Annotated in this window: 19 protein-coding genes; 10 read left to right on the top strand and 9 right to left on the bottom strand. The window is 61.7% G+C overall.

Annotated features, from left to right (window positions below; translation table 11 throughout):
• Positions 1–53: 53 nt before the first annotated feature.
• A complete protein-coding gene (locus AC07OF_RS11945; RefSeq protein ID WP_157191906.1) occupies positions 54–659 on the bottom strand; it encodes a MiaE family protein in 606 nt (201 codons plus the stop codon).
• A gap of 158 nt (positions 660–817) precedes the next feature.
• Between AC07OF_RS11945 and AC07OF_RS11940 the strand changes: the two genes are divergently transcribed.
• Positions 818–1,681: a universal stress protein gene (locus AC07OF_RS11940; protein WP_157191905.1), complete on the top strand. Its 864-nt coding sequence runs from the start codon at positions 818–820 to the stop codon at positions 1,679–1,681.
• Between the two features lie 120 nt (positions 1,682–1,801).
• Here the strand turns inward: AC07OF_RS11940 and AC07OF_RS11935 are convergent, their stop codons facing one another.
• Entirely contained in the window at positions 1,802–2,269 is a 468-nt protein-coding gene (locus AC07OF_RS11935) for a DUF1289 domain-containing protein (protein WP_157191904.1), read from the bottom strand.
• Positions 2,270–2,676: 407 nt separating this feature from the next.
• Here AC07OF_RS11935 and acnB point away from each other — a divergent pair, with 407 nt between their 5' ends.
• Positions 2,677–5,277 (top strand): bifunctional aconitate hydratase 2/2-methylisocitrate dehydratase, encoded by a 2,601-nt coding sequence (gene acnB / locus AC07OF_RS11930; protein ID WP_038609239.1) that lies wholly within the window; start codon positions 2,677–2,679, stop codon positions 5,275–5,277.
• 143 nt (positions 5,278–5,420) lie between these two features.
• Here acnB and prpD read toward each other — a convergent pair whose 3' ends face one another.
• The 6 genes from prpD to AC07OF_RS11900 all read right to left on the bottom strand — a co-directional run bounded on the left by prpD (position 5,421) and on the right by AC07OF_RS11900 (position 13,870).
• Positions 5,421–6,905: a 2-methylcitrate dehydratase gene (gene prpD, locus AC07OF_RS11925; protein ID WP_038609237.1), complete on the bottom strand. Its 1,485-nt coding sequence runs from the start codon at positions 6,903–6,905 to the stop codon at positions 5,421–5,423.
• 48 nt (positions 6,906–6,953) lie between these two features.
• Positions 6,954–8,144, bottom strand: a complete 1,191-nt coding sequence (gene prpF, locus AC07OF_RS11920; protein WP_495072914.1) for a 2-methylaconitate cis-trans isomerase PrpF — start codon at positions 8,142–8,144, stop codon at positions 6,954–6,956.
• Positions 8,145–8,295: 151 nt separating this feature from the next.
• Entirely contained in the window at positions 8,296–10,884 is a 2,589-nt protein-coding gene (gene acnD, locus AC07OF_RS11915) for a Fe/S-dependent 2-methylisocitrate dehydratase AcnD (protein ID WP_038609233.1), read from the bottom strand.
• A 178-nt stretch (positions 10,885–11,062) separates the two neighbouring features.
• On the bottom strand, positions 11,063–12,190 hold the full coding sequence (gene prpC / locus AC07OF_RS11910; protein WP_157191902.1) for a bifunctional 2-methylcitrate synthase/citrate synthase: 1,128 nt from the start codon (positions 12,188–12,190) through the stop codon (positions 11,063–11,065).
• An 82-nt stretch (positions 12,191–12,272) separates the two neighbouring features.
• Positions 12,273–13,163 (bottom strand): methylisocitrate lyase, encoded by an 891-nt coding sequence (gene prpB, locus AC07OF_RS11905; RefSeq protein ID WP_038609228.1) that lies wholly within the window; start codon positions 13,161–13,163, stop codon positions 12,273–12,275.
• Positions 13,160–13,870, bottom strand: coding sequence for a GntR family transcriptional regulator (locus tag AC07OF_RS11900; RefSeq protein ID WP_038609226.1), 711 nt, complete (start codon positions 13,868–13,870; stop codon positions 13,160–13,162). Before AC07OF_RS11900 ends, prpB begins: the two co-directional genes overlap by 4 nt.
• Before the next feature lie 292 nt (positions 13,871–14,162).
• Between AC07OF_RS11900 and rloA the strand changes: the two genes are divergently transcribed.
• From rloA to pabB, 4 genes are all read left to right on the top strand, one after another.
• Positions 14,163–14,699, top strand: a complete 537-nt coding sequence (rloA, locus tag AC07OF_RS11895) for a retropepsin-like aspartic peptidase RloA (RefSeq protein ID WP_157191901.1) — start codon at positions 14,163–14,165, stop codon at positions 14,697–14,699.
• A gap of 5 nt (positions 14,700–14,704) precedes the next feature.
• Positions 14,705–16,237, top strand: coding sequence for an osmotic stress tolerance membrane protein RloB (rloB, locus tag AC07OF_RS11890; RefSeq protein ID WP_157191900.1), 1,533 nt, complete (start codon positions 14,705–14,707; stop codon positions 16,235–16,237).
• A complete protein-coding gene (locus tag AC07OF_RS11885) occupies positions 16,237–17,217 on the top strand; it encodes an alpha-L-glutamate ligase-like protein (protein ID WP_157191899.1) in 981 nt (326 codons plus the stop codon). Before rloB ends, AC07OF_RS11885 begins: the two co-directional genes overlap by 1 nt.
• A 131-nt stretch (positions 17,218–17,348) precedes the next feature.
• A complete protein-coding gene (gene pabB / locus AC07OF_RS11880) occupies positions 17,349–18,692 on the top strand; it encodes an aminodeoxychorismate synthase component I (protein WP_157191898.1) in 1,344 nt (447 codons plus the stop codon).
• 124 nt (positions 18,693–18,816) lie between these two features.
• Here the strand turns inward: pabB and thrH are convergent, their stop codons facing one another.
• Positions 18,817–19,434 (bottom strand): bifunctional phosphoserine phosphatase/homoserine phosphotransferase ThrH, encoded by a 618-nt coding sequence (thrH, locus tag AC07OF_RS11875; protein ID WP_038609216.1) that lies wholly within the window; start codon positions 19,432–19,434, stop codon positions 18,817–18,819.
• A 129-nt stretch (positions 19,435–19,563) separates the two neighbouring features.
• Between thrH and AC07OF_RS11870 the strand changes: the two genes are divergently transcribed.
• The 4 genes from AC07OF_RS11870 (at position 19,564) to AC07OF_RS11855 (ending at position 22,745) form a co-directional block, all read left to right on the top strand.
• Positions 19,564–20,298 (top strand): phosphoadenylyl-sulfate reductase, encoded by a 735-nt coding sequence (locus tag AC07OF_RS11870; protein ID WP_157191897.1) that lies wholly within the window; start codon positions 19,564–19,566, stop codon positions 20,296–20,298.
• A gap of 107 nt (positions 20,299–20,405) precedes the next feature.
• Positions 20,406–20,807 (top strand): GntR family transcriptional regulator, encoded by a 402-nt coding sequence (locus AC07OF_RS11865; RefSeq protein WP_232478242.1) that lies wholly within the window; start codon positions 20,406–20,408, stop codon positions 20,805–20,807.
• On the top strand, positions 20,800–21,516 hold the full coding sequence (locus AC07OF_RS11860) for an ABC transporter ATP-binding protein (protein WP_495072913.1): 717 nt from the start codon (positions 20,800–20,802) through the stop codon (positions 21,514–21,516). Before AC07OF_RS11865 ends, AC07OF_RS11860 begins: the two co-directional genes overlap by 8 nt.
• Entirely contained in the window at positions 21,513–22,745 is a 1,233-nt protein-coding gene (locus AC07OF_RS11855) for a hypothetical protein (RefSeq protein WP_495072912.1), read from the top strand. The genes AC07OF_RS11860 and AC07OF_RS11855 overlap by 4 nt, the downstream gene beginning before the upstream one ends.
• Positions 22,746–22,749: the final 4 nt, after the last annotated feature.

The following is a 22,749-nucleotide window of genomic DNA, read 5'->3' as shown; positions in this document are numbered from 1 at the left end:
ATTAGCCTGCTTACTAATTTGCCGATAAAAAGGGCTGCAAAAGCAGCCCTGATTCAGGCCGGGATACCGCTATGAAAGCGGAACTCTTCATCCGGGCTACTGATCAATTCGGCCTCAACCGCCCTGACCTTCTCCACCACCCGTTCGATATCCGCCGCCTCACCGTATTGATGAGCCAGCTTCAGGTAACCCTGATAGTGCCGGGCCTCACTGTTGAGCAGGCCGTGATAGAACTTGCCCAGCTCTTCATCCAGGTGCGGCACCAGCGCGGCAAAACGTTCGCAGCTACGCGCCTCGATAAAAGCACCGACCACCAGGGTATCGACCAGCTTCACCGGCTCATGGGTACGCACCACCCGGCGCAGGCCCGAGGCATAGCGCCCGGCCGACAAAGGGCGCAAGGCGATCTTGCGGCGCTTCATCAGGCGCAGCACCTGCTCATGGTGCACCAGCTCTTCACGGGCCAGGCGCGACATCATGTTGATCAGGTCCAGGTGCGTGTTGTACTTGGCCATCAGGCTCAGCGCGGTGCTGGCGGCCTTGAACTCGCAGTTCTTGTGGTCGATCAGCAGGGTTTCCTGGTCGGCAAGCGCCGCCTGGACCCAGGCATCGGGAGTACGGCAACCAAGGAACGCATCAATTTCGGGAATAAGGTGCATAGGCTCACAAACAGGCAGGGCAAACGGCAAGACCGGCGATTATACCGGCAGCGGCGGCGATCACCAGTGAACTATGCTTGATACATATCAACGCCCATTGCACTTGGCGCCGACTATAGTCAGTCATCGGTCGCCATTTCTGAAGGGAGTTCACGCTCATGCAAGAAGTACGCAGCATCCTGGTGGTCCTCGATCCCGAGCACGCCCATAGCCGTGCCCTGACCCGGGCCAAACTGATCGCCGGCGCCACCGGTGCGCGCCTGCACCTGTTGATGCCCGACAAGAATCACGACCACAGCGCCCTGCTCAGCCTGCTCAGCAGCCAGTTGCACGACGACGGGTTCGACAATGTGACCCACGAGGAGGCCTGGCACGGCAGCCTGCACGAATCGATCATTGCCGTGCAGCAGGCCGAAGGCTGCGACCTGGTGATCAAGGAGCACCGGCCGGACAACCCGCTGAAAAAGGCCCTGCTCACCCCATCCGACTGGAAACTATTGCGCCTGTGCCCTTGCGCGGTGCTGATGGTCAAGACCGAGCGGCCATGGACTGGCGGGGTGATCCTCGCTGCAGTGGATGTCGGCAATCACGACGAGGCGCATCGTCTGTTGCACAAGAACATCATCGACCACGGCTACGAGATCGCCAACCTGGCCAAGGGCAACCTGCATGTGATCAGCGCCCATCCGTCGCCGATGCTGTCGGCGGCCGACCCGGTCTATCAACTGAAGGAAACCATCGAACAGCGTTACCGCGAAGAATGCAGCGCATTCCAGGCCGAGTTCGATATCAAGGACGATCGCCTGCATGTCGCCGAAGGCCCGGCCGATGTGCTGATCCCCTACACCGCCAACAAGTACGATGCGGTGGTGACGGTGATCGGCACCGTGGCGCGCACCGGAATTTCCGGGGCGTTGATCGGCAACACCGCCGAGGTGGTGCTCGATTCGCTCGAGTGCGATGTGCTGGTGCTCAAGACTGAAGAAGTGAAGGTGCATCTGACTGAGTTAGCGCAAGGCTGATTTTCTCAGCGGGCCCTCAGGGCCTCATCGCTGGCAAGGCCAGCTCCCACACTGATTGCAAGCATTAGCATTTGTGGGAGCCGGCCTTGCCGGCGATGGGCTGCAAAGCAGCCCCGGTCTTCAACCCAAAGCATCCTTGAGAAACCCCGGCGCGATATAGCGCTGATAGTGGGCTTCGGACAGCAGGAAAAATTCCCGATCAATGGCATCGCGCAACTCGGGCAATTCCCAGTCACGAAACTCCGGCAACAACACCATGCCGTAAGCCTCAAGCTCACGAATCACCCGTGCGCCCCGGGCGATCAGCTGGTAGGCCCAGCAATACTCGGACTGGTGAGGCACGAAGCGGATCTTGCGCTGCTCCAGTTGCAGGCGCAGACGGTTGGCATCAAAGACTTCAAGTTTGGCCACCATGACCTGCACCAGCAATTGCTCGAGGCGCAGCCAGACCGCACGCTTTTCATCTTCGTTGTAGCCGTTCCAGTTGATCACTTCATGGTGAAAACGCTTGCAGCCACGGCACACCAGATCCCCGTAAACCGTGGAGCAGAGGCCGACACAAGGCGTTTTAATTGACTGATTGGGCATGAAAAAATCTACAACTGGACGGTGGAACAGGCTGCCATGTTAGCCCTTTGTCTAACGGGGGTCACCCGCTAAAGTCATCGTCCGCGCCTTACCTTTATCGAGTTTTTACCGTAGAATCACCCGGCCTTTTTAAGGCAGCAATGTCCGTTAGAAGCTGTTTTCAAAGCGTCACGAGCACAGTTGATCCGGTAGAACGGCGTTGGCCCGGGATATACGCCTCATCGCATATCCCGCGCCAGCCCTCATCAGCCTCCGTTCTACAGGCGTAAAACTTTGAAAGCAGCTTCTGTAAGGATTTCCTGCAACCCTGGCTACGCGGCCCAAGAAGCCGTATTGCGCACGGGTGCCGGACTTTCTGGATGAGCGTCCCGGACACCCATTTGGGACCACTGATGAGGGTAATAACTGTGCTTGAAGCCTACCGCAAACACATCGAAGAGCGTGCCGCCCAGGGTATCGTGCCCCAGCCGCTTAACGCCGAACAAACCGCAGGCCTGGTCGAGCTGCTGAAGAATCCTCCTGCTGGCGAAGAAGCAGTCCTCGTCGACCTGATCACCAACCGCGTTCCACCAGGAGTGGACGAAGCCGCCTACGTCAAGGCCGGTTTCCTCTCTGCGCTCGCCAAAGGCGAAGCCACTTCCCCGCTGATCGACAAAAAGCGTGCTGTAGAGCTGCTGGGCACCATGCAGGGCGGCTACAACATCGCCACCATGGTCGAGCTGCTGGACGACGCTGAGCTGGCCGCCGTTGCCGCCGAACAGCTGAAGCACACCCTGCTGATGTTCGATGCTTTCCACGACGTCGCCGAAAAAGCCAAGGCCGGCAACGCTCACGCCAAGGCCGTGCTGGAATCCTGGGCCGCCGGTGAATGGTTCACCGCCCGCCCGGCGATCGAACAGAAGTACAGCCTGACCGTGTTCAAGGTGCCAGGCGAAACCAACACCGACGACCTGTCCCCTGCCCCGGACGCCTGGTCGCGCCCTGACATCCCGCTGCACGCTCTGGCCATGCTGAAAATGGCCCGTGACGGCATCGTGCCTGAGCAACCAGGCGCCATTGGCCCGCTCAAGCAGATCGAAGAAGTCAAAGCCAAGGGCTTCCCGGTTGCCTACGTCGGTGACGTGGTCGGTACCGGTTCTTCGCGTAAATCCGCCACCAACTCGGTGCTGTGGTTCTTCGGCGACGACATCCCTTACGTACCGAACAAGCGCGCTGGCGGCTTCTGCTTCGGCACCAAGATCGCCCCGATCTTCTACAACACCATGGAAGACGCCGGCGCCCTGCCGATCGAATTCGACTGCACCAACCTGGGCATGGGCGACGTCATCGACGTTTACCCGTACGCCGGTAAAGTCTGCAAGCACGGCACTGACGACGTCATCACCACCTTCGAACTGAAGACCCCGGTGCTGCTCGACGAAGTCCGCGCTGGCGGCCGTATCCCGCTGATCGTCGGCCGTGGCCTGACCGAGAAGGCACGTGCCGAACTGGGCCTGGGCCCAACCGATCTGTTCAAGCTGCCTGAAGCCCCGGTCGACACCGGCAAAGGCTACAGCCTGGCGCAGAAAATGGTCGGTAAGGCCTGCGGCGTGACTGGCGTTCGTCCAGGCACCTACTGCGAGCCGAAGATGACCACCGTCGGTTCCCAGGACACCACTGGCCCGATGACCCGTGACGAACTGAAAGACCTGGCGTGCCTGGGCTTCTCTGCTGACCTGGTCATGCAGTCGTTCTGCCACACCGCGGCCTATCCGAAGCCGATCGACGTCACCACCCACCACACCCTGCCGGATTTCATCCGCACCCGTGGCGGCGTGTCCCTGCGTCCAGGCGACGGCATCATCCACAGCTGGCTGAACCGCATGCTGCTGCCGGACACCGTCGGTACCGGTGGTGACTCGCACACCCGCTTCCCGATCGGCATCTCGTTCCCGGCCGGTTCTGGCCTGGTCGCCTTCGCCGCTGCCACCGGCGTCATGCCGCTGGACATGCCGGAGTCGGTACTGGTGCGCTTCAAGGGCAAACTGCAACCAGGCATCACCCTGCGCGACCTGGTCCACGCGATCCCTTACTACGCCATCCAGAAAGGCCTGCTGACCGTTGAGAAGAAAGGCAAGATCAACGCCTTCTCCGGCCGCATCCTGGAAATCGAAGGCCTCGACGAACTGACCGTCGAGCAAGCGTTCGAACTGTCCGACGCCTCGGCTGAACGTTCCGCCGCCGGCTGCTCGATCAAGCTGCCTGAGAAGGCCATTGCCGAGTACCTGCAGTCGAACATCACCCTGCTGCGCTGGATGATCAGCGAAGGCTACGGCGATGCCCGTACCCTGGAGCGTCGTGCCCAGGCGATGGAAGCCTGGCTGGCCAACCCGGTCCTGCTGGAAGCCGACGCCGACGCCGAATACGCCGAGATCATCGAGATCGACCTGGCCGACGTCAAAGAGCCTGTGCTCTGCGCGCCGAACGACCCGGACGACGCCCGTCTGCTGTCGACCGTTCAGGGCGAGAAGATCGACGAAGTGTTCATCGGTTCGTGCATGACCAACATCGGTCACTTCCGCGCTGCCGGCAAGCTGCTGGAAAAGGTCAAGGGTGGCATCCCTACCCGTCTGTGGCTGGCTCCGCCAACCAAGATGGACGCCCACCAGCTGACCGAAGAAGGCTACTACGGCATCTACGGCAAAGCCGGTGCGCGCATGGAAATGCCAGGCTGCTCGCTGTGCATGGGTAACCAGGCACGTGTGCAGACCGGTTCGACCGTGGTCTCGACCTCGACCCGTAACTTCCCGAACCGCCTGGGCGACGCCACTAACGTCTACCTGGCCTCGGCCGAGCTGGCTGCTGTTGCCTCGATCCTGGGCAAGCTGCCAACCGTCGAAGAGTACATGGAGTACGCGAAGAACATCGACAGCATGGCTGCCGACGTTTACCGCTACCTGAGCTTCGACCAGATCGCCGAGTTCCGTGAAGCCGCTGCGAGCGCCAACATCCCGGTTGTTCAAGCGTAAGCTGACCTAGCGTAAAAAAACCCCGCCAACCGGCGGGGTTTTTTTTGGGCCTGCTGTGCAGGCCATCGCTGGCAAAGCCAGCTCCCACAGGAACTGAATAGTCCATTCCCTTGTGGGAGCCGGCCTTGCCGGCGATTAGGCCCTCAAATCACAAACAGATCTACAAACCGATGCACCGCCGTCGCCTCAAGCGCCGCCTGATCCTTGCACAAGGCAAAGATCTCGTTCACCCGCTGCCCGGCAAAGCGCGTCGCCAGGTTGGCCTTGAACTTCTCCTCAAGCAATGGAATCCCTTCAGCCCGACGCCGGCGATGGCCAATCGGGTACTCCACCACCACCTGTTCGGTGCTTGATCCATCATTGAAGAACACCTGCACGGCATTGGCGATCGAACGCTTGTCGGCCTCCAGGTACTCGCGGGTAAAACGCGGGTCTTCGACGACCTCCATCTTCTCGCGCAAACGGTCAATGAGCGGATGGGCAGCGTGGAATTCATCCTCGTATTGCTCAGCCACCAGGTCGCCGAAGATCAGCGGCACAGCGGTCATGTACTGAATGCAATGATCACGGTCGGCAGCGTTGGCCAGTTTGCCAACCTTGGAGATGATGCGAATCGCCGACTCATGGGTGGTAATGACGATCCGCTCGACTTCATGCAGGCGATTACGCACCAGCGGGTGCAGGGTCACCGCCGCCTCACAGGCTGTCTGGGCATGGAACTCGGCAGGGAAGCTGATCTTGAACAGCACGTTTTCCATCACATAGCTGGCGAACGGCTGAGAGAAGCTGAAGGCTCGTTTGTCTTCAGGCTTGAGCGCCAGATCCTTGTTGGTGTGGCTGAACAGCACATCGTAGAAACCCCACTGCGGCGCCGTCAGAACACCCGGAATTCCCATCTCGCCACGCAGGGCGATATCCGCCAGGCGTACACCGCGGCTCGAGGCATCCCCCGCCGCCCAGGACTTGCGTGAACCGGCATTAGGGGCATGACGATAGGTACGCAGTGCCTGTCCATCGACAAAGGCATGAGACAGCGCCGACAGCATTTGCTCGCGATTGGCGCCCATGAGCCTGGCGCAGACCGCCGTGGAGGCGACCTTGACCAACAACACATGATCGAGGCCAACACGGTTGAAGGAATTCTCCAGGGCAATCACCCCCTGGATTTCGTGAGCCATGACCATGGCTTCCAGCACTGCCCGCATATTCAAGGGGGCTTCGCCATTGGCCACGCGCTTTTGCGAAAGGTGGTCGGCCACCGCCAGGATGCCGCCGAGGTTGTCCGAGGGGTGCCCCCACTCGGCGGCCAGCCAGGTGTCGTTGAAATCGAGCCAACGGACGATACAACCGATGTCCCAGGCGGCCTTGACCGGGTCCAGGCGGTAGCTGGTGCCCGGCACCCGCGCGCCGTACGGCACCACGGTGCCCTCCACCAGCGGCCCCAGGTGCTTGGTGCATTCCGGGAAGCGCAACGCCAGCAGGCCGCAGCCCAGGGTGTCCATCAAGCAGTTACGCGCCGTATCCAGCGCCGGCGCGGACCCGACCTGGTAATTCAGGACATAGTCAGCGATATCCTGCAGCACCCGGTCATAGTCGGGGCGGTTGTTCAGATCAACGTTGGCACTCATTTCAAATCTCTCTGTTGTAGGTAACAGGGAGCCAAGCGCCTTTACTGGTTAGAAGGCATCACCGGGTACCCGCACCCAGCCCTCCATCAGTATCCGCGCACTGCGGCTCATGATTGCTTTGGTAACAGTCCACTCACCGTTCACCTGCCGAGCCTCGGCGCCAACGCGCAGGGTGCCCGAGGGGTGACCGAAACGTACGGCGCTGCGCTCGCCACCACCGGCCGCGAGGTTGACCAGGGTGCCGGGAACCGCCGCAGCGGTACCTATGGCCACAGCTGCAGTGCCCATCATGGCGTGGTGCAATTTGCCCATCGACAGCGCACGTACCAATAGATCAACGTCTGCCGCCGCCACCGCTTTACCGCTGGACGACTGATAAGCGGTCGGCGGTGCAACAAAGGCGACTTTCGGGGTGTGCTGGCGCTTGGCGGCTTCATCGATGTGCTCGATCAGGCCCATGCGTACGGCGCCATAGGCGCGAATCGTTTCGAATCGGGCCAGGGCCTCGGGGTCGCGGTTGATCGCGTCCTGCAGCTCGGTGCCGGTGTAGCCGATGGCTTCGGCCTGGATAAAGATGGTCGGGATACCGGCGTTGATCAGGGTTGCCTTGAGGGTGCCGATACCAGGCACCACCAGGTCATCGATCAGGTTGCCGGTGGGGAACATCGAACCGCCCTCGCCGTCTTCGTCGGCGGCCGGGTCCATGAATTCGAGTTGTACTTCAGCCGCCGGGAAGGTCACGCCATCCAGTTCGAAATCACCGGTTTCCTGCACTTCGCCGTTGGTGACCGGCACGTGGGCGATGATGGTCTTGCCGATGTTGGCCTGCCAGATGCGCACGGTGGCGATACCGTTCTGCGGTATACGGCTGCTGTCGACCAGACCGGCGCTGATGGCAAAGGAGCCAACCGCTGCCGAGAGGTTGCCGCAGTTGCCGCTCCAGTCGACGAAGGCCTTGTCGATCGACACCTGACCGAACAGGTAGTCGACATCGTGATCGGCCTTGGTGCTGTGCGAGAGGATCACGGTCTTGCTGGTGCTGGAGGTCGCGCCACCCATACCATCAATCTGCTTGCCGTAAGGGTCGGGGCTGCCGATTACCCGCAGCAGCAGTGCGTCACGGGCCGGGCCCGGCACCTGCGCGCGCTCAGGCAGGTCCTGGAGGCGGAAGAACACGCCTTTGCTGGTGCCGCCACGGATGTAGGTGGCGGGGATTTTGATCTGGGGTACGTGAGCCATGGGAATCTTGTCCTGTGAAAAAACACGCAAACTTAAGGCTGTGTGGGAGCTGGCCTTGCCAGCGATGCAGACGCCGCGGATTGACTGACACCACGTTGATTTCATCGCCGGCAAGGCCGGCTCCCACAAGGATCAGCTGTACCTCAACCGATCAAACCGCCGCCGACTCGAGGAAGTCCTGGGCAAAGCGCTGCAGCACCCCGCCCGCTTCGTAGATCGAGACTTCTTCAGCGGTATCCAGGCGGCAGGTCACCGGCACCTCTACGCGCTCACCGGTGTGACGGGTGATCACCAGGGTCAGGGTGGCCCGCGGGGTACGCTCGCCGATCACGTCGAAGGTCTCGGTGCCGTCGATGTCCAGGGTCTTGCGGTTCACTCCCGGTTTGAACTCCAGCGGCAACACCCCCATGCCCACCAGGTTGGTGCGGTGGATGCGCTCGAAACCTTCGGCGACGATGGCCTCGACACCCGCCAGACGCACGCCCTTGGCCGCCCAGTCACGGGACGAACCCTGACCGTAGTCGGCACCGGCAACGATGATCAGCGGCTGCTTGCGCTCCATGTAGGTTTCGATGGCTTCCCACATGCGGGTGACCTTGCCTTCCGGCTCGATCCGCGCCAGCGAGCCCTGCTTGACCTTGCCGCCTTCCTGAACCATTTCGTTGAACAGTTTCGGGTTGGCGAAGGTAGCGCGCTGTGCGGTCAGGTGATCGCCGCGGTGGGTTGCGTAGGAGTTGAAGTCCTCTTCCGGCAGGCCCATTTTCGCCAGGTATTCACCGGCGGCGCTGTCGAGCATGATCGCGTTCGACGGCGACAGGTGGTCGGTGGTGATGTTGTCCGGCAGTACCGCCAGCGGACGCATACCCTTGAGCGTACGCTCTCCGGCCAGGGCGCCTTCCCAATACGGCGGACGACGGATGTAGGTGCTCATCTCACGCCAGTCGTACAACGGATCGACTTTCGGTCCGGTGTCTTCCTGAATGGCGAACATCGGGATGTAGACCTGGCGGAACTGTTCCGGCTTGACCGCGGCCTTGACCACGGCATCGATCTCTTCATCGCTCGGCCAGATATCCTTGAGGCGGATTTCCTTGCCATCGACCACTGCCAGCACATCTTTCTCGATGTCGAAGCGGATGGTCCCGGCAATGGCGTAAGCCACCACCAGCGGTGGCGAAGCCAGGAACGCCTGCTTGGCGTAAGGGTGAATACGCCCGTCGAAGTTGCGGTTGCCCGACAGCACGGCGGTGGCGTACAGATCGCGGTCGATGATTTCCTGCTGGATCACCGGATCCAGCGCACCGGACATGCCGTTGCAGGTGGTGCAGGCAAAGGCCACGATGCCGAAACCAAGCTGCTCCAGCTCTGCATCAAGACCCGCTTCTTTCAGGTACAGGGCCACAGTCTTGGAGCCTGGCGCCAGGGACGACTTGACCCATGGTTTGCGGATCAGCCCCAGCTTGTTGGCGTTGCGCGCCAGCAGGCCGGCAGCGATCACGTTGCGCGGGTTACTGGTGTTGGTGCAGCTGGTGATCGCGGCGATGATCACCGCGCCGTCAGGCATCTGCCCCGGCACTTCTTCCCACTGACCGGCGATACCCTTGCTGGCCAGATCGCTGGTCGCCACGCGGGCGTGCGGGTTGGACGGACCGGCCATGTTACGCACGACGCTGGACAGGTCGAAGCGCAGCACACGCTCATATTCGGCGTTGGCCAGGCTGTCGGACCACAGGCCGGCAACCTTGGCGTAGGTTTCCACCAGCTTGACCTGCTCGTCTTCGCGACCGGTCAGCTTGAGGTAGTCGATGGTCTGCTGGTCGATGGAGAACATCGCTGCAGTGGCGCCGTATTCCGGGGCCATGTTGGAGATGGTCGCACGGTCGCCCAGGGTCAGGGCGCGGGCGCCTTCGCCGTAGAATTCGAGGTAGGCACCGACCACTTTTTCCTTGCGCAGGAACTCGGTCAGGGCCAGCACCACGTCGGTGGCGGTAATGCCCGGTTGCGGCTTGCCGGACAGCTCGACGCCGACGATTTCCGGCAGGCGCATCCACGAGGCGCGGCCGAGCATGACGTTCTCGGCTTCGAGGCCGCCGACGCCGATGGCGATCACACCCAAGGCATCGACATGCGGGGTGTGGCTGTCGGTGCCGACACAGGTGTCAGGGTAAGCCACGCCACGCTCGGCATGGATCACCGGCGACATCTTCTCCAGGTTGATCTGGTGCATGATGCCGTTGCCCGGCTGGATCACGTCGACGTTTTTGAACGCCTTTTTGGTCCAGTTGATGAAGTGGAAACGGTCTTCGTTGCGGCGGTCTTCGATGGCGCGGTTCTTCTCGAACGCCTGCGGGTCGAAACCACCGCATTCCACCGCCAGCGAGTGGTCGACGATCAGTTGCACCGGCACCACCGGATTGACCTGGGCCGGGTCACCGCCGCCATCAGCGATGGCGTCACGCAGGCCGGCGAGGTCGACCAGCGCGGTCTGGCCAAGGATATCGTGGCACACCACACGGGCCGGGAACCACGGGAAGTCGAGGTCGCGCTTGCGCTCGATCAGCTGACTCAGCGAGGCATTGAGGGTCGCCGGATCGCAGCGGCGTACAAGGTTTTCCGCCAGCACGCGCGAGGTGTAGGGAAGACGGTCATAAGCGCCGGGCGCGATCGCGTCGACAGCGGCACGAGCGTCGAAATAATCCAGGCCAGTGCCCGGCAGGTTCTTGCGAAATTCAGTATTCATGGCACAGGGACTCAATCACGGTAAGGTCGGTGGCAAGGCCAGCCCGGAACCTGTGGGAGCTGGCCTTGCCAGCGATGCAAACACCGCGGAACAACTGACACCGCGTTGATTCCATCGCCGGCAAGGCCGGCTCCCACAACAACTGCTCAAACTCCGGTGCTGGCTCAATGAGCCAGGCTCAGCGTTGTTCGATTGGCACGAACTTGCGCTGCTCAACGCCGGTGTATTCGGCGCTCGGACGGATGATGCGGTTGTTGGCACGCTGTTCGAACACGTGGGCGGCCCAGCCGGTCAGGCGCGAGCAGACGAAGATCGGGGTGAACAGCTTGGTCGGGATGCCCATGAAGTGATACGCCGAGGCATGGTAGAAGTCGGCGTTGGGGAACAACTTCTTCTGCTCCCACATGGTCTTGTCGATGGCTTCGGACACCGGATACAGCACAGTGTCACCAACTTCGTCGGCAAGCTGTTTCGACCAGCCCTTGATCACTTCGTTACGCGGGTCGGACTCTTTGTAGATGGCGTGACCGAAGCCCATGATCTTGTCTTTGCGCTCGAGCATCTGCAGCAGCTCGGCAACCGCTTCCTGCGGGCTCTGGAAGCGCTCGATCAGCTCCATCGCCGCTTCGTTGGCACCACCATGCAGCGGGCCGCGCAGCGAACCGATGGCTGCAGTGATGCACGAGTACAGGTCCGACAGGGTCGAAGCACAAACGCGGGCGGTGAAGGTCGAAGCGTTGAATTCGTGCTCGGCGTAGAGGATCAGCGAGACGTTCATCACTTTTACGTGCAGCTCGCTCGGCTTCTTGCCGTGCAGCAGGTGCAGGAAGTGGCCGCCGATGGTGTCTTCGTCGCTGGTGCAGTCGATGCGCACGCCATGGTGGGTGAAGCGGTACCAGTAGCACATCACCGCCGGGAACAGGGCCAGCAGGCGATCGGTCTTGTCGCGCTGCTGTTCGAAGGTCAGCTCGGGTTCCAGGGTGCCAAGCACCGAGCAACCGGTACGCATCACATCCATCGGATGTGCATCGGCGGGGATGCGCTCGAGCACTTCTTTCAGCGCTTGTGGCAGGTCGCGCAGGGTCTTGAGCCTGCCTTTGTACTCGGCCAGCTGGGCTGCACTCGGCAGATCGCCGTACAGCAGCAGGTAGGCGACTTCTTCGAATTCGGCGCCAGCGGCCAGGTCACGGACGTCATAACCACGGTAGGTCAGGCCGGCTCCGGCCTGTCCGACTGTCGACAGTGCAGTTTGCCCGGCCACTTGACCACGCAGGCCGGCTCCACTGAGTACTTTTGCTTCGGCCATCGCTTTTCTCCACTCTTGAATTTGTTATGGAATCTTTGGCTAATCGCGGGGCAAGCCCGCATCTACAGGGTTCAGCAGGTGTTCAGCCCTTCTTCTGGGCGAACAGGGCGTCGAGGCTTTGCTCGAACGCGTGGTAGTTGATGGCGTCGTACAGTTCCATCCGGGTCTGCATGGTGTCGATGACGTTTTTCTGCGTGCCATCGCGACGCAGCGCGGTGTAGACATTCTCGGCCGCCTTGTTCATGGCGCGGAACGCCGACAGCGGGTAGAGCACCAGCGATACGTCGACCGACGCCAGTTCTTCGGTGGTGTACAGCGGGGTCGCACCGAATTCGGTGATGTTGGCCAGGATCGGCGCCTTGATCCGGTCGGCGAAGGTCTTGTACATCGCAAGCTCGGTAATGGCTTCCGGGAACACCATGTCGGCACCCGCTTCGATACACGCAGCGGCACGCTCCAGCGCAGATTCCAGGCCTTCGACGGCCAGGGCGTCAGTGCGCGCCATGATCACGAAGCTGTCGTCGGTACGGGCATCCACCGCCGCCTTGATGCGGTCGACCATTTCCTGCTGGGAAACGATTTCCTTGTTCGGACGATGGCCGCAACGCTTGGCGCCGACCTGGTCCTCGATGTGGATCGCCGCCGCGCCGAACTTGATCATCGACTTGACGGTACGGGCGACGTTGAACGCCGAGGAACCGAAACCGGTGTCGACATCCACCAGCAGCGGCAGGTCGCAGACGTCGGTGATACGACGGACGTCGGTCAGTACGTCATCCAGCCCGGTGATACCCAGGTCCGGCAGGCCCAGGGAGCCTGCGGCGACACCGCCACCCGAGAGGTAGATGGCCTTGAAACCGGCACGCTTGGCCAGCAATGCATGGTTGGCGTTGATCGCACCGACAACCTGCAGGGGGTGTTCGGCGGCAACTGCATCGCGAAAGCGCTGGCCGGGACTGCTTTTCTGACTCATGACTCACCTCGTGGGCTGGTAGCGTCCAGGTAATGACGCTCGATATTGCGTTTGGAAGCGCCGATGTGACGGCGCATCAAGAGCTCGGCCAGTTCGCCGTCACGGTCGGCGATGGCATCGAGAATCCGGTGGTGTTCGGCGAACGCCTGGTGTGGCCGGTTGGGCGTGGCGGAAAACTGGATGCGGTACATGCGCACCAGTTGGTACAGCTCGCCGCAGAGCATCTGCACCAGGGTACGGTTGCCGCTGCCCTGGATAATCCGGTAGTGGAAGTCGTAATCGCCTTCCTGCTGGTAGTAACCCAGGCCGGCCTGAAAGGTGGCATCGCGCTCGTGGGTATCGAGGACCCGGCGCAGCTCGTCGATCTCGGCTACGCTCATACGCTCGGCAGCCAGGCGACAGGCCATGCCTTCCAGGGACTCGCGGATCTCGTACAGCTCGATCAGCTCGGCATGGCTCAGCGATACCACCCGCGCGCCGACATGCGGCACGCGCACCAGCAGGCGCTGGCCTTCCAGGCGATGGATCGCCTCGCGCAGCGGCCCGCGGCTGATGCCGTAGGTGCGCGCCAGCTCAGGCTCGGAGATCTTGCTGCCAGGGGCGATCTCGCCCTTGACGATGGCCGCCTGGATGCGCCGGAAGACGTTTTCCGAGAGGGTTTCGGTATCCTCTGCGGTTGCGCCGGGGGCTTGGGCTGTGTCCAGCATATTGTCGACACCTCATAAATCAATGAGGCCAAAACTAGCCAAATCGAGCGGCATAGTCAAAGACAAAATCAATATTGTCGACAATCGTCTAAGAACGAACTTCACCTGCCGAGGTGTTGTCTGAGTGCAGCCGCTGGCGCCAGCACACCAGCGTGATAGAATGCCGCGCCCCACACAGGGCATGAATAGTGGGCTTGTCATCATTTTGTGGTGATGGCAGATAAACGAGGAAGCTTGCGCAGTACTGCCAGTGGCCTTGACCCGAACACCGCACAGCACCGCGCCAGGATTTATGAGACTTACGCCCCTTCTACTGTTGCTCAGCCTGTTTTTGTTGCCTGCCGTTGGCCAGGCTGCGGAAAAGACCGTGTACGGCCTTAATGAATACGCCCGCCTCGCCGATATCGACCTGGAGGTTGCCGCCAAGCTCGATACCGGGGCCAAGACTGCCTCGCTCAGCGCCCGCGACATCAAGCGCTTCAAGCGCAATGGCGAATCCTGGGTACGCTTCTACCTGGCGATTGACGCCGCCCACGCGCATCCGATAGAACGACCGCTGGCCCGTGTCAGCAAGATCAAGCGGCGCGCCGGCGATTACAACCCGGATGAGGGCAAGGCCTATACCGCCCGCCCGGTGATTGAACTGAACATCTGCATGGGCACGGCCCAACGCGTGATCGAAGTGAACCTGACCGACCGCAGCGCGTTCCAGTACCCACTGCTGATCGGCTCCGAGGCACTCAAGCACTTCGATGCGCTGGTCGACCCAAGCCTTAAATACGCGGCCGGCAAACCTGCCTGCGCCCCTGTCGCTCACACCGCAGAGTAATCCCGATGCGCTCTCTTACCCTTCATCTGAAAGTCCTGATCACCGTACTGGTGCTACTGGGCATCATCGTCACGGCCTATCAGATCTTCTTTCTCGGGATTCCGGTGACCGAAGACGAGACCGACGACCTGTGGAACATCGACGCCAAGGTCGAGTTCGTCGCCAACCCCAAGGACCCGATCAAGGTACAGATGTTCGTACCGCCGCTGAACCGCGACTACGTCAGCCTCAATGAGAGCTTCATCTCCAACAACTACGGGGTCAGCGTCAACCGCGTCGACGGCAACCGCAAGGTCACCTGGTCGGCCCGTCGCGCCAGCGGCAACCAGACCCTGTACTACCGCCTGGTCCTGACCAAGCGCTACAGCACCGAAAAAGCCAAGATCAAGGGCCCGACTTTCCGCGACAGCCTGGCCGTAGAAGGCCCGGAAAAGATCGCCGCCGAAGCCCTGATGGCACCGATCCGCCAGCACTCGGCGGACGTCGAGACCTTTGTCAGCGAAACCATCAAGCGGGTCAACAACCTCAATGACGACAACGTCAAGCTGCTGCTTGCCGGTGACACCTCGTCGCTGAACAAAGCCAAGGTCATCGACCTGCTGCTGTCCATCGCCCACGTGCCGGTGGAAAAGGTCCACACCATCCGCCTGGTCGCCGACCAGCCGCAAACCCCTGAACTGTGGCTGCGCAGCTTCAACGGCACCGACTGGCTGTACTTCAACCCGGATACCGGCGAACAGGGCCTGCCGACCGACCGCCTGCTGTGGTGGACCGGTGATGACAGCCTGATCACCGTCGATGGCGGCAAGAAAGCCAACGTCAGCTTCAGCCTGAACAACAGCGAGATGAACGCCATCCGCCTGGCCAAGCTGACCGACGAGAACACCGACGCCGACTTCCTCGAATACTCGCTGTACGGCCTGCCGCTGCAGACCCAGCAGACCTTCATGATCATGGTGATGATCCCGATCGGCGTGCTGGTGATCCTGGTGCTGCGCAACCTGATCGGCCTGCAGACCCTGGGTACCTTCACCCCGGTACTGATCGCCCTGGCCTTCCGTGAAACCCAGCTGGGCTTCGGTATCATCCTGTTCACGGTGATTACCGCTCTCGGCCTGTCACTGCGCTCCTATCTTGAGCACCTGAAGCTGCAGATGCTGCCGCGCCTGTCGGTGGTGCTGACCTTCGTCGTGGTGCTGATCGCCGCCATCAGCCTGTTCAGCCACAAGCTGGGCCTGGAGCGCGGCCTGTCGGTGGCGCTGTTCCCGATGGTGATCCTGACCATGACCATCGAACGCCTGTCGATCACCTGGGAAGAGCGTGGCGGTGGCCATGCGATGAAAGTCGCCATCGGCACCCTGTTCGCCGCCTCCCTGGCGCACCTGCTGATGAGCGTGCCGGAGCTGGTGTACTTCGTCTTCACCTTCCCGGCGGTACTGCTGATTCTGGTGGGCTTCATGCTGGCGATGGGTCGCTACCGCGGCTACCGCCTGACGGAGCTGGTGCGTTTCAAAGCTTTCGTGAAGGCTGACGCCTGATGTTCGGTCTCTGGAAAACCTGGAAAGCCCTGGAGGCCCGGGGCATCATGGGTATCAACCGGCGCAATGCGGACTACGTCCTCAAGTACAACAAGCGCCATCTGTACCCGATCGTCGATGACAAGATCATCACCAAGGAGCGTGCGATCAAGGCCGGCATTCACGTGCCGGAAATGTACGGGATCATCTCCACCGAGAAAGAGATCGAAAAACTCGGCGAGATCATCGGCCAGCGCAACGACTTCGTCGTCAAGCCTGCCCAGGGCGCCGGCGGTGACGGCATCCTGGTGGTCGCCGATCGCTTCGAAGACCGTTATCGCACGGTCTCGGGCAAGATCATCAGCCACGAGGAAATCGAGCACCAGATCTCCAGCATCCTCACCGGCCTGTACTCGCTGGGCGGCCACCGCGACCGTGCCCTGATCGAGTACCGGGTGACCCCCGACCAGATCTTCAAAAGCATCAGCTATGAAGGTGTGCCGGACATCCGCATCATCGTCCTGATGGGTTACCCGGTGATGGCCATGCTGCGCCTGCCGACCCGCCAGTCCGGCGGCAAGGCCAACCTGCACCAGGGCGCCATCGGTGTCGGTGTAGACCTGGCGACCGGCGTGACCCTGCGCGGTACCTGGCTGAACAACATCATCAGCAAGCACCCGGACACCACCAACGCGGTAGACGGCGTGCAACTGCCGAACTGGGACGGCTTCATGAAGCTGGCCGCCGGCTGCTACGAGCTGTGCGGGCTGGGCTACATCGGTGTCGACATGGTTCTGGACCAGGACAAGGGCCCGTTGATTCTCGAGCTCAACGCCCGTCCCGGCCTGAACATCCAGATCGCCAACGACTGCGGCCTGACCAAGCGTACTCACGCGGTGGAAGCGCATCTGGAGCAACTGGCCAAAGACGGCCGCCAGGAAACCGCCGAAGAGCGCGTACGCTTCGCCCAGGAGCTGTTCGGTCACGTACCGTCCAACTGAGTGCAACCCACCTTGCCTGCGTCAGCCAGCCCTGGCCGACGCCGGCAAGGCACTCAAGGTCGTAGTCTGCGCTAGGCGCATTTCCTACACAGGACTACAATCGCCTCCCCGCATTCATAGCTGTTACTTGCATGCCGACCTGTACGCTCCATCCCCTGCCCTACCTCGCCGACCCTGCGGCCTACTTTGCGCGTATCCGCCAGGCACCCGGTGCCGTGCTGCTCGACAGCGCCCGCCCAAACGCCGAGCGCGGCCGTTTCGACCTGCTCAGCGCCTGGCCAGTGCAAACCCTGGCACCGCAAGCCGCCGAAAGCGGTGAAGCCTACCTGCAGCGCCTGCGCGCCAGCCTTGCACAACTGGGACGGGCAACCCTGCCAGACGGCGTCGAACTGCCCTTTGCCGGCGGCCTGATCGGCTACCTGAGCTACGACTTCGGACGGCGCCTGGAGCAGCTGCCGAGCCTGGCTGCCGACGACCTCGGCCTGGCCGACGCCAGCCTCGGCCTGTATGCCTGGGCACTGATCAGCGACCATCAGCTCGGGCGCAGCCAGTTGCTGTTTCACCCGAGCCTGGCCGAGAGCGAGCGCCAGCGTCTGATTGCACTGTTCGATGCCCCCGTGCCGAACAGCGAGACGCACTTCTCATTGCTGGCACCGATGCGCGGCGACATCAGCGCCGAGGACTATCACCAGGCCTTTGAGCGGGTGCAGGCGTACATCCATGCCGGTGACTGCTACCAGATCAATCTCACCCAGCGTTTTCGCGCGCCATGCCAGGGCGACCCCTGGCATGCCTACCTGGCGGTGCGTCAGGTCTGCCCGACGCCTTTTTCCGGCTTCCAGACCCTGGCCGATGGCAGCACGCTGCTGAGTTTCTCGCCGGAGCGTTTCATCCAGGTCAGTGAAGGCCGGGTCGAGACCCGTCCGATCAAGGGCACCCGGCCACGCAGCGCAGACCCGGTAGAGGACGCACGCAACGGCGCCGAACTGCTGGCCAGCAGCAAGGACCGTGCGGAGAACCTGATGATCGTCGACCTGCTGCGCAACGACCTGGGCCGCACCTGCGAGATCGGCTCGGTGAAAGTGCCGGAGCTGTTCAGCCTGGAAAGCTACCCCAACGTGCATCACCTGGTCAGCAGCGTCACCGGCCAGCTGGCCGCCGACAAGGACGCCCTGGACTTGATCGCCGGCAGCTTCCCCGGCGGCTCGATCACCGGCGCACCGAAGATTCGCGCCATGCAGATCATCGACGAGCTGGAGCCTAGCCGTCGGGCGCTGTATTGCGGGTCATTGCTGTACGTCGACGTGCGCGGCGAAATGGACAGCTCGATCGCCATTCGCAGCTTGCTGGTCAAGGATGGCCAGGTGTGCTGCTGGGGTGGTGGTGCGGTGGTGGCCGATTCGGACTGGCAGGCGGAGTATGAAGAGTCGATCACCAAGGTGAAGGTGCTGCTCGACACCCTGCAAAGCCTTTAAAAAGCATCGCCGGCAAGGCCGGCTCCCACAGGCCCTGTATGCACTGGACCATTGTGGGAGCCGGCCTTGCCGGCGATGGACCGGTCCGCGTACGGTGCAGACCAGCCCCAAACCCATCAGAGACTCAGAGACTCAGAGACCGATTCGAAGCCTTGATGAACTCTTTCTTCAACGCCTCGAAATCATGCACCGCCGGAAACTGCGGGAACTCGCGGATCACATTCTCCGGCGCATGGAACAGAATCCCTGCGTCAGCCTCACCCAGCATGGTGGTGTCGTTGTACGAGTCACCGGCAGCAATCACCCGGTAGTACAGGCTCTTGAACGCCAGCACCGACTGGCGCTTGGGATCTTTCTGGCGCAACTGGTAGCCGGTCACCCGGTCCGTTTCGTCAGTGATCAGCCGATGGCAGAGCAAGGTCGGGAAGCCCAGCTGGCGCATCAGCGGCTGGGAGAATTCGTAGAAGGTGTCAGAGAGAATCACCACCTGGAAACGCTCGCGCAACCAGTCAACGAATTCGATGGCGCCGTCCAGCGGCTTGAGGGTGGCGATTACTGCCTGGATATCGGAAAGCTTCAGCCCATGCTCATCGAGAATGCGCAGGCGCTGCTTCATCAGCACATCGTAATCGGGAATATCACGGGTGGTGGCCCGCAATGATTCGATTCCGGTTTTTTCCGCAAAGGCGATCCAGATCTCCGGGACCAGTACGCCTTCCAGGTCGAGACAGGCAATTTCCACAGCACACTCCTCGAACAACGCCAAAAATGGGAAGCCGCACTCTACATGTGCGGCGTCGGCCCCGGCAATTTTTGTTAAGATCGTGGTATTACGAGCGCCAAGCGCCATTCAATGACCGGAAGCCGCCTGATGAGCCAACCCTTCGACGTCGCCGCCCTGGCCGCGACTTATGCCGACAAGTCCCCGCAAGACATCCTCAAGCTTGCCTTCGAACACTTTGGCGACGACCTGTGGATCTCCTTCAGCGGCGCCGAAGACGTGGTGCTGGTGGACATGGCCTGGAAGCTGAACAAGAACGTCAAGGTGTTCAGCCTCGACACCGGCCGCCTGCACCCGGAAACCTACCGCTTCATCGATCAGGTGCGCGAGTTCTACAACCTGCCGATCGAGATCCTCTCCCCTGATCGCAGCAAACTTGACCCGTTTGTCAAAGAGAAAGGCTTGTTCAGCTTCTACAAAGATGGCCACAGCGAATGCTGCGGCATCCGCAAGATCGAACCGCTGCGCCGCAAACTCAGCACCGTCAGCGCCTGGGCCACCGGCCAGCGCCGCGACCAGAGCCCCGGCACCCGCAGCCAGGTGGCGGCACTGGAAATCGACAGCGCGTTCTCTACCCCCGAGCGTACCCTGTTCAAGTTCAACCCGTTGGCGCAGATGAGCAGCGAAGAGGTCTGGGGCTATATCCGCATGCTCGAGCTGCCATACAACAGCCTGCACGAGCGCGGCTTCATCAGCATCGGTTGCGAACCTTGCACCCGCCCGGTACTGCCGAACCAGCACGAACGCGAAGGCCGCTGGTGGTGGGAAGAGTCGACCCAGAAGGAATGCGGCCTGCATGCCGGCAACCTGATCAGCAAAGGCTGACGTTCTTCCAGATTCGCAAAACCGGCTTCGGCCGGTTTTTTCATGCCCGAAAGAAAGCACTTGCCTAGCGCCCATAGTGTATTGCTACACTAATACACATGGACGCCATGACACTACACATCGAGCCCAGCTCTCCCGACCCGATCTATCGCCAGATCGTCGGCCAGATCACCCGCCTGATCAGCGCCGGAACCTGCCCACCCGGCACCCGCCTGCCCTCGGTGCGCGAAGTGGCCGCCGCTCATGCCATCAACCCGATGACCGTTTCCAAAGCCTATGCCTTGCTGGAAGCCCAGGGCCTGCTGGAGCGCCAGCGTGGCAAGGGCATGCAGGTCGCTGCCGATCGTCAGGCCGTCACCCCGACAGAAACACGCCTGCAGGTGCTGCAGCCGACCTTGCAGGAACTGGCCCGCCAGGCCCGACAGCTGGACCTTAGCCTCGAACAATTGGTCGAGGCCCTTACCCCTCTCATGAACGAAGCAGCGCTTTCGAAGGATCGCAATGAGTAACCTGCCCCCCGTGGTCGAAGCCCACGGTCTGACCAAACGCTACAAGGATCACATGGCACTGGACGGTGTTTCGCTGAACATCGAACCGGGAACGGTACTGGGTTTGCTGGGACGCAATGGTGCAGGCAAAAGCACCCTGATCGAGTGCCTGCTGGGGCTGCGCCAGGCTGACAGTGGTGAGGCCCGGTTGTTTGGCAAACCTGCCAACCAGATCGATGACCAAGACAAGGCCGCCTTGAGTTATGTGCCACAACAGGGCGGCAGTCTGCACTGGATGAAAGTCGGCGAGGCCCTGACGTTCTTTGCCAGCCTGTACCCGACCTGGGACAGCGAGCTGGCCGAAACGCTGCTGCAGCGCTGGAATCTGGACAGCCAGCGCCTGATTCACAGCCTCTCCCCAGGCCAACGCCAGCAAGTAGCGATCATTCGCGCCCTGGCCCCACGCCCGCGCCTGCTGGTGCTGGACGAACCGGCCGCAGCCCTTGATCCACTGGCTCGTCGCGAATTGCTGCGGGAAATCGTCGAGCTGGCGAGCGAACATGGCAGCACCGTGGTGTTCTCGACACACATCCTTTCCGACCTGGAGCGCATCGCCTCTCATGTCGCCCTGATCCATCAGGGTCAGCTGCGACTGTATGCCGAAGTTGACCAGCTCAAGGATGAATTGCGCCTTAGCCTGGAAGACCTGTTCATGGAGCTGGCAGCATGAAGGTCTCGGCGCTCAAGCCGCTGTTCTTCGGCTCGTGGCTGCTCGCTGTGGGCGCTCTGTGCTACGTGCTGACGCTGGCTATCGGTGTCAGCCTCTGGCACCTCGCGCCTGAAGACCAGGCATCACTGGCCTGGCCTTTCACCTGGGCCGTTGCCGCCGCCCTGTGGTGGCTGTTCCATGGCCCAAGGCTGTGCAACCTGACCTGGAACATGATTGCTTTACGCGCACCCAAGGTTCGTCGCACCTTGCTGGGCGCAGTCGGCATGCACATGGCATTGAGTATCACCCCACCACTGATGTGCCTGGTGCTATGGCCAACGGCCAGCCATCACCTCCCGCAGTTGGCGGCGGCATTATGGCTGGGTTCATGTTTCGGCTTGCTGACCATCAGTATGCCGTGGGCCTTGAACTTCATCCCGGTAACCCTGCTCAGCCTTTACTGGCCTGTGCTCGCCAACCCCGGCCAAAGTGCTCTGCTAGGCGTACTGGCGCTGCTGTTGACCTGGGCACTGTGGCAGTACCATTCGCAGCGTCCACGGACAAAGCTCATGACGCCACTGGGAGTAGCACTGAACGGACTCACCTTTGGCTCGCCGGGCACAGGCAAGGCGTGCACGGCTGCAGCACCAGACGTTGTCAGCAGCAGCGCTCCCTATCAGAACCAACAGTGCCAGGAGCGCATGGCCGCCCTGCTTGGCCGCAGTTGCCAGACCATCGAGCAGATATACGGTAAACGCGGCCGGTATCTGACATACCTGGCACTGGCAAGCGTCATGACGTTCGTCTACTGGATAGAGCCGGACTACAACAGTGGCTTCCTTGCCATGTGGGTGGCGGCCCTGTTGGTCTGGGCGCCCATGCAACCCATAGGCACGCTGATCGACCTTCACGGACGCAACCGCGCGACCTTGGCCGAACTGCTCCTGGCGCCTGGCCTGCCGCCACGCGAGCAATTGCAAGCAAGCCTGCTGCGCCAACTACGTAGCAGCCTGCTCGAGCGCCAAGTGCTCATGACCTTGCTGCTGATTGCCATGGGGATACACAACGACAGCCCGGGATTGCACCGGCCACTGGCTGCGATTGCCTTCAGCGCATTCATGCTCGCATTGAGCCTTGGCCTGGCCAGACTCGCCTGGCGGGGTGCGCTGAGCAAATTCCAGTGGGGCATGGGCACCGCGCTGCTGATGGCGTCGATCTACATTGGCACTCTTATGCTCATCATTTTCTGAGCCG

It is taken from the genome of Pseudomonas sp. GW821-FHT10B02, from assembly GCF_059415665.1.
The sequence above is the reverse complement of the archived record's forward strand: the minus strand, read 5'-3'. Positions and strand labels throughout refer to the sequence as shown.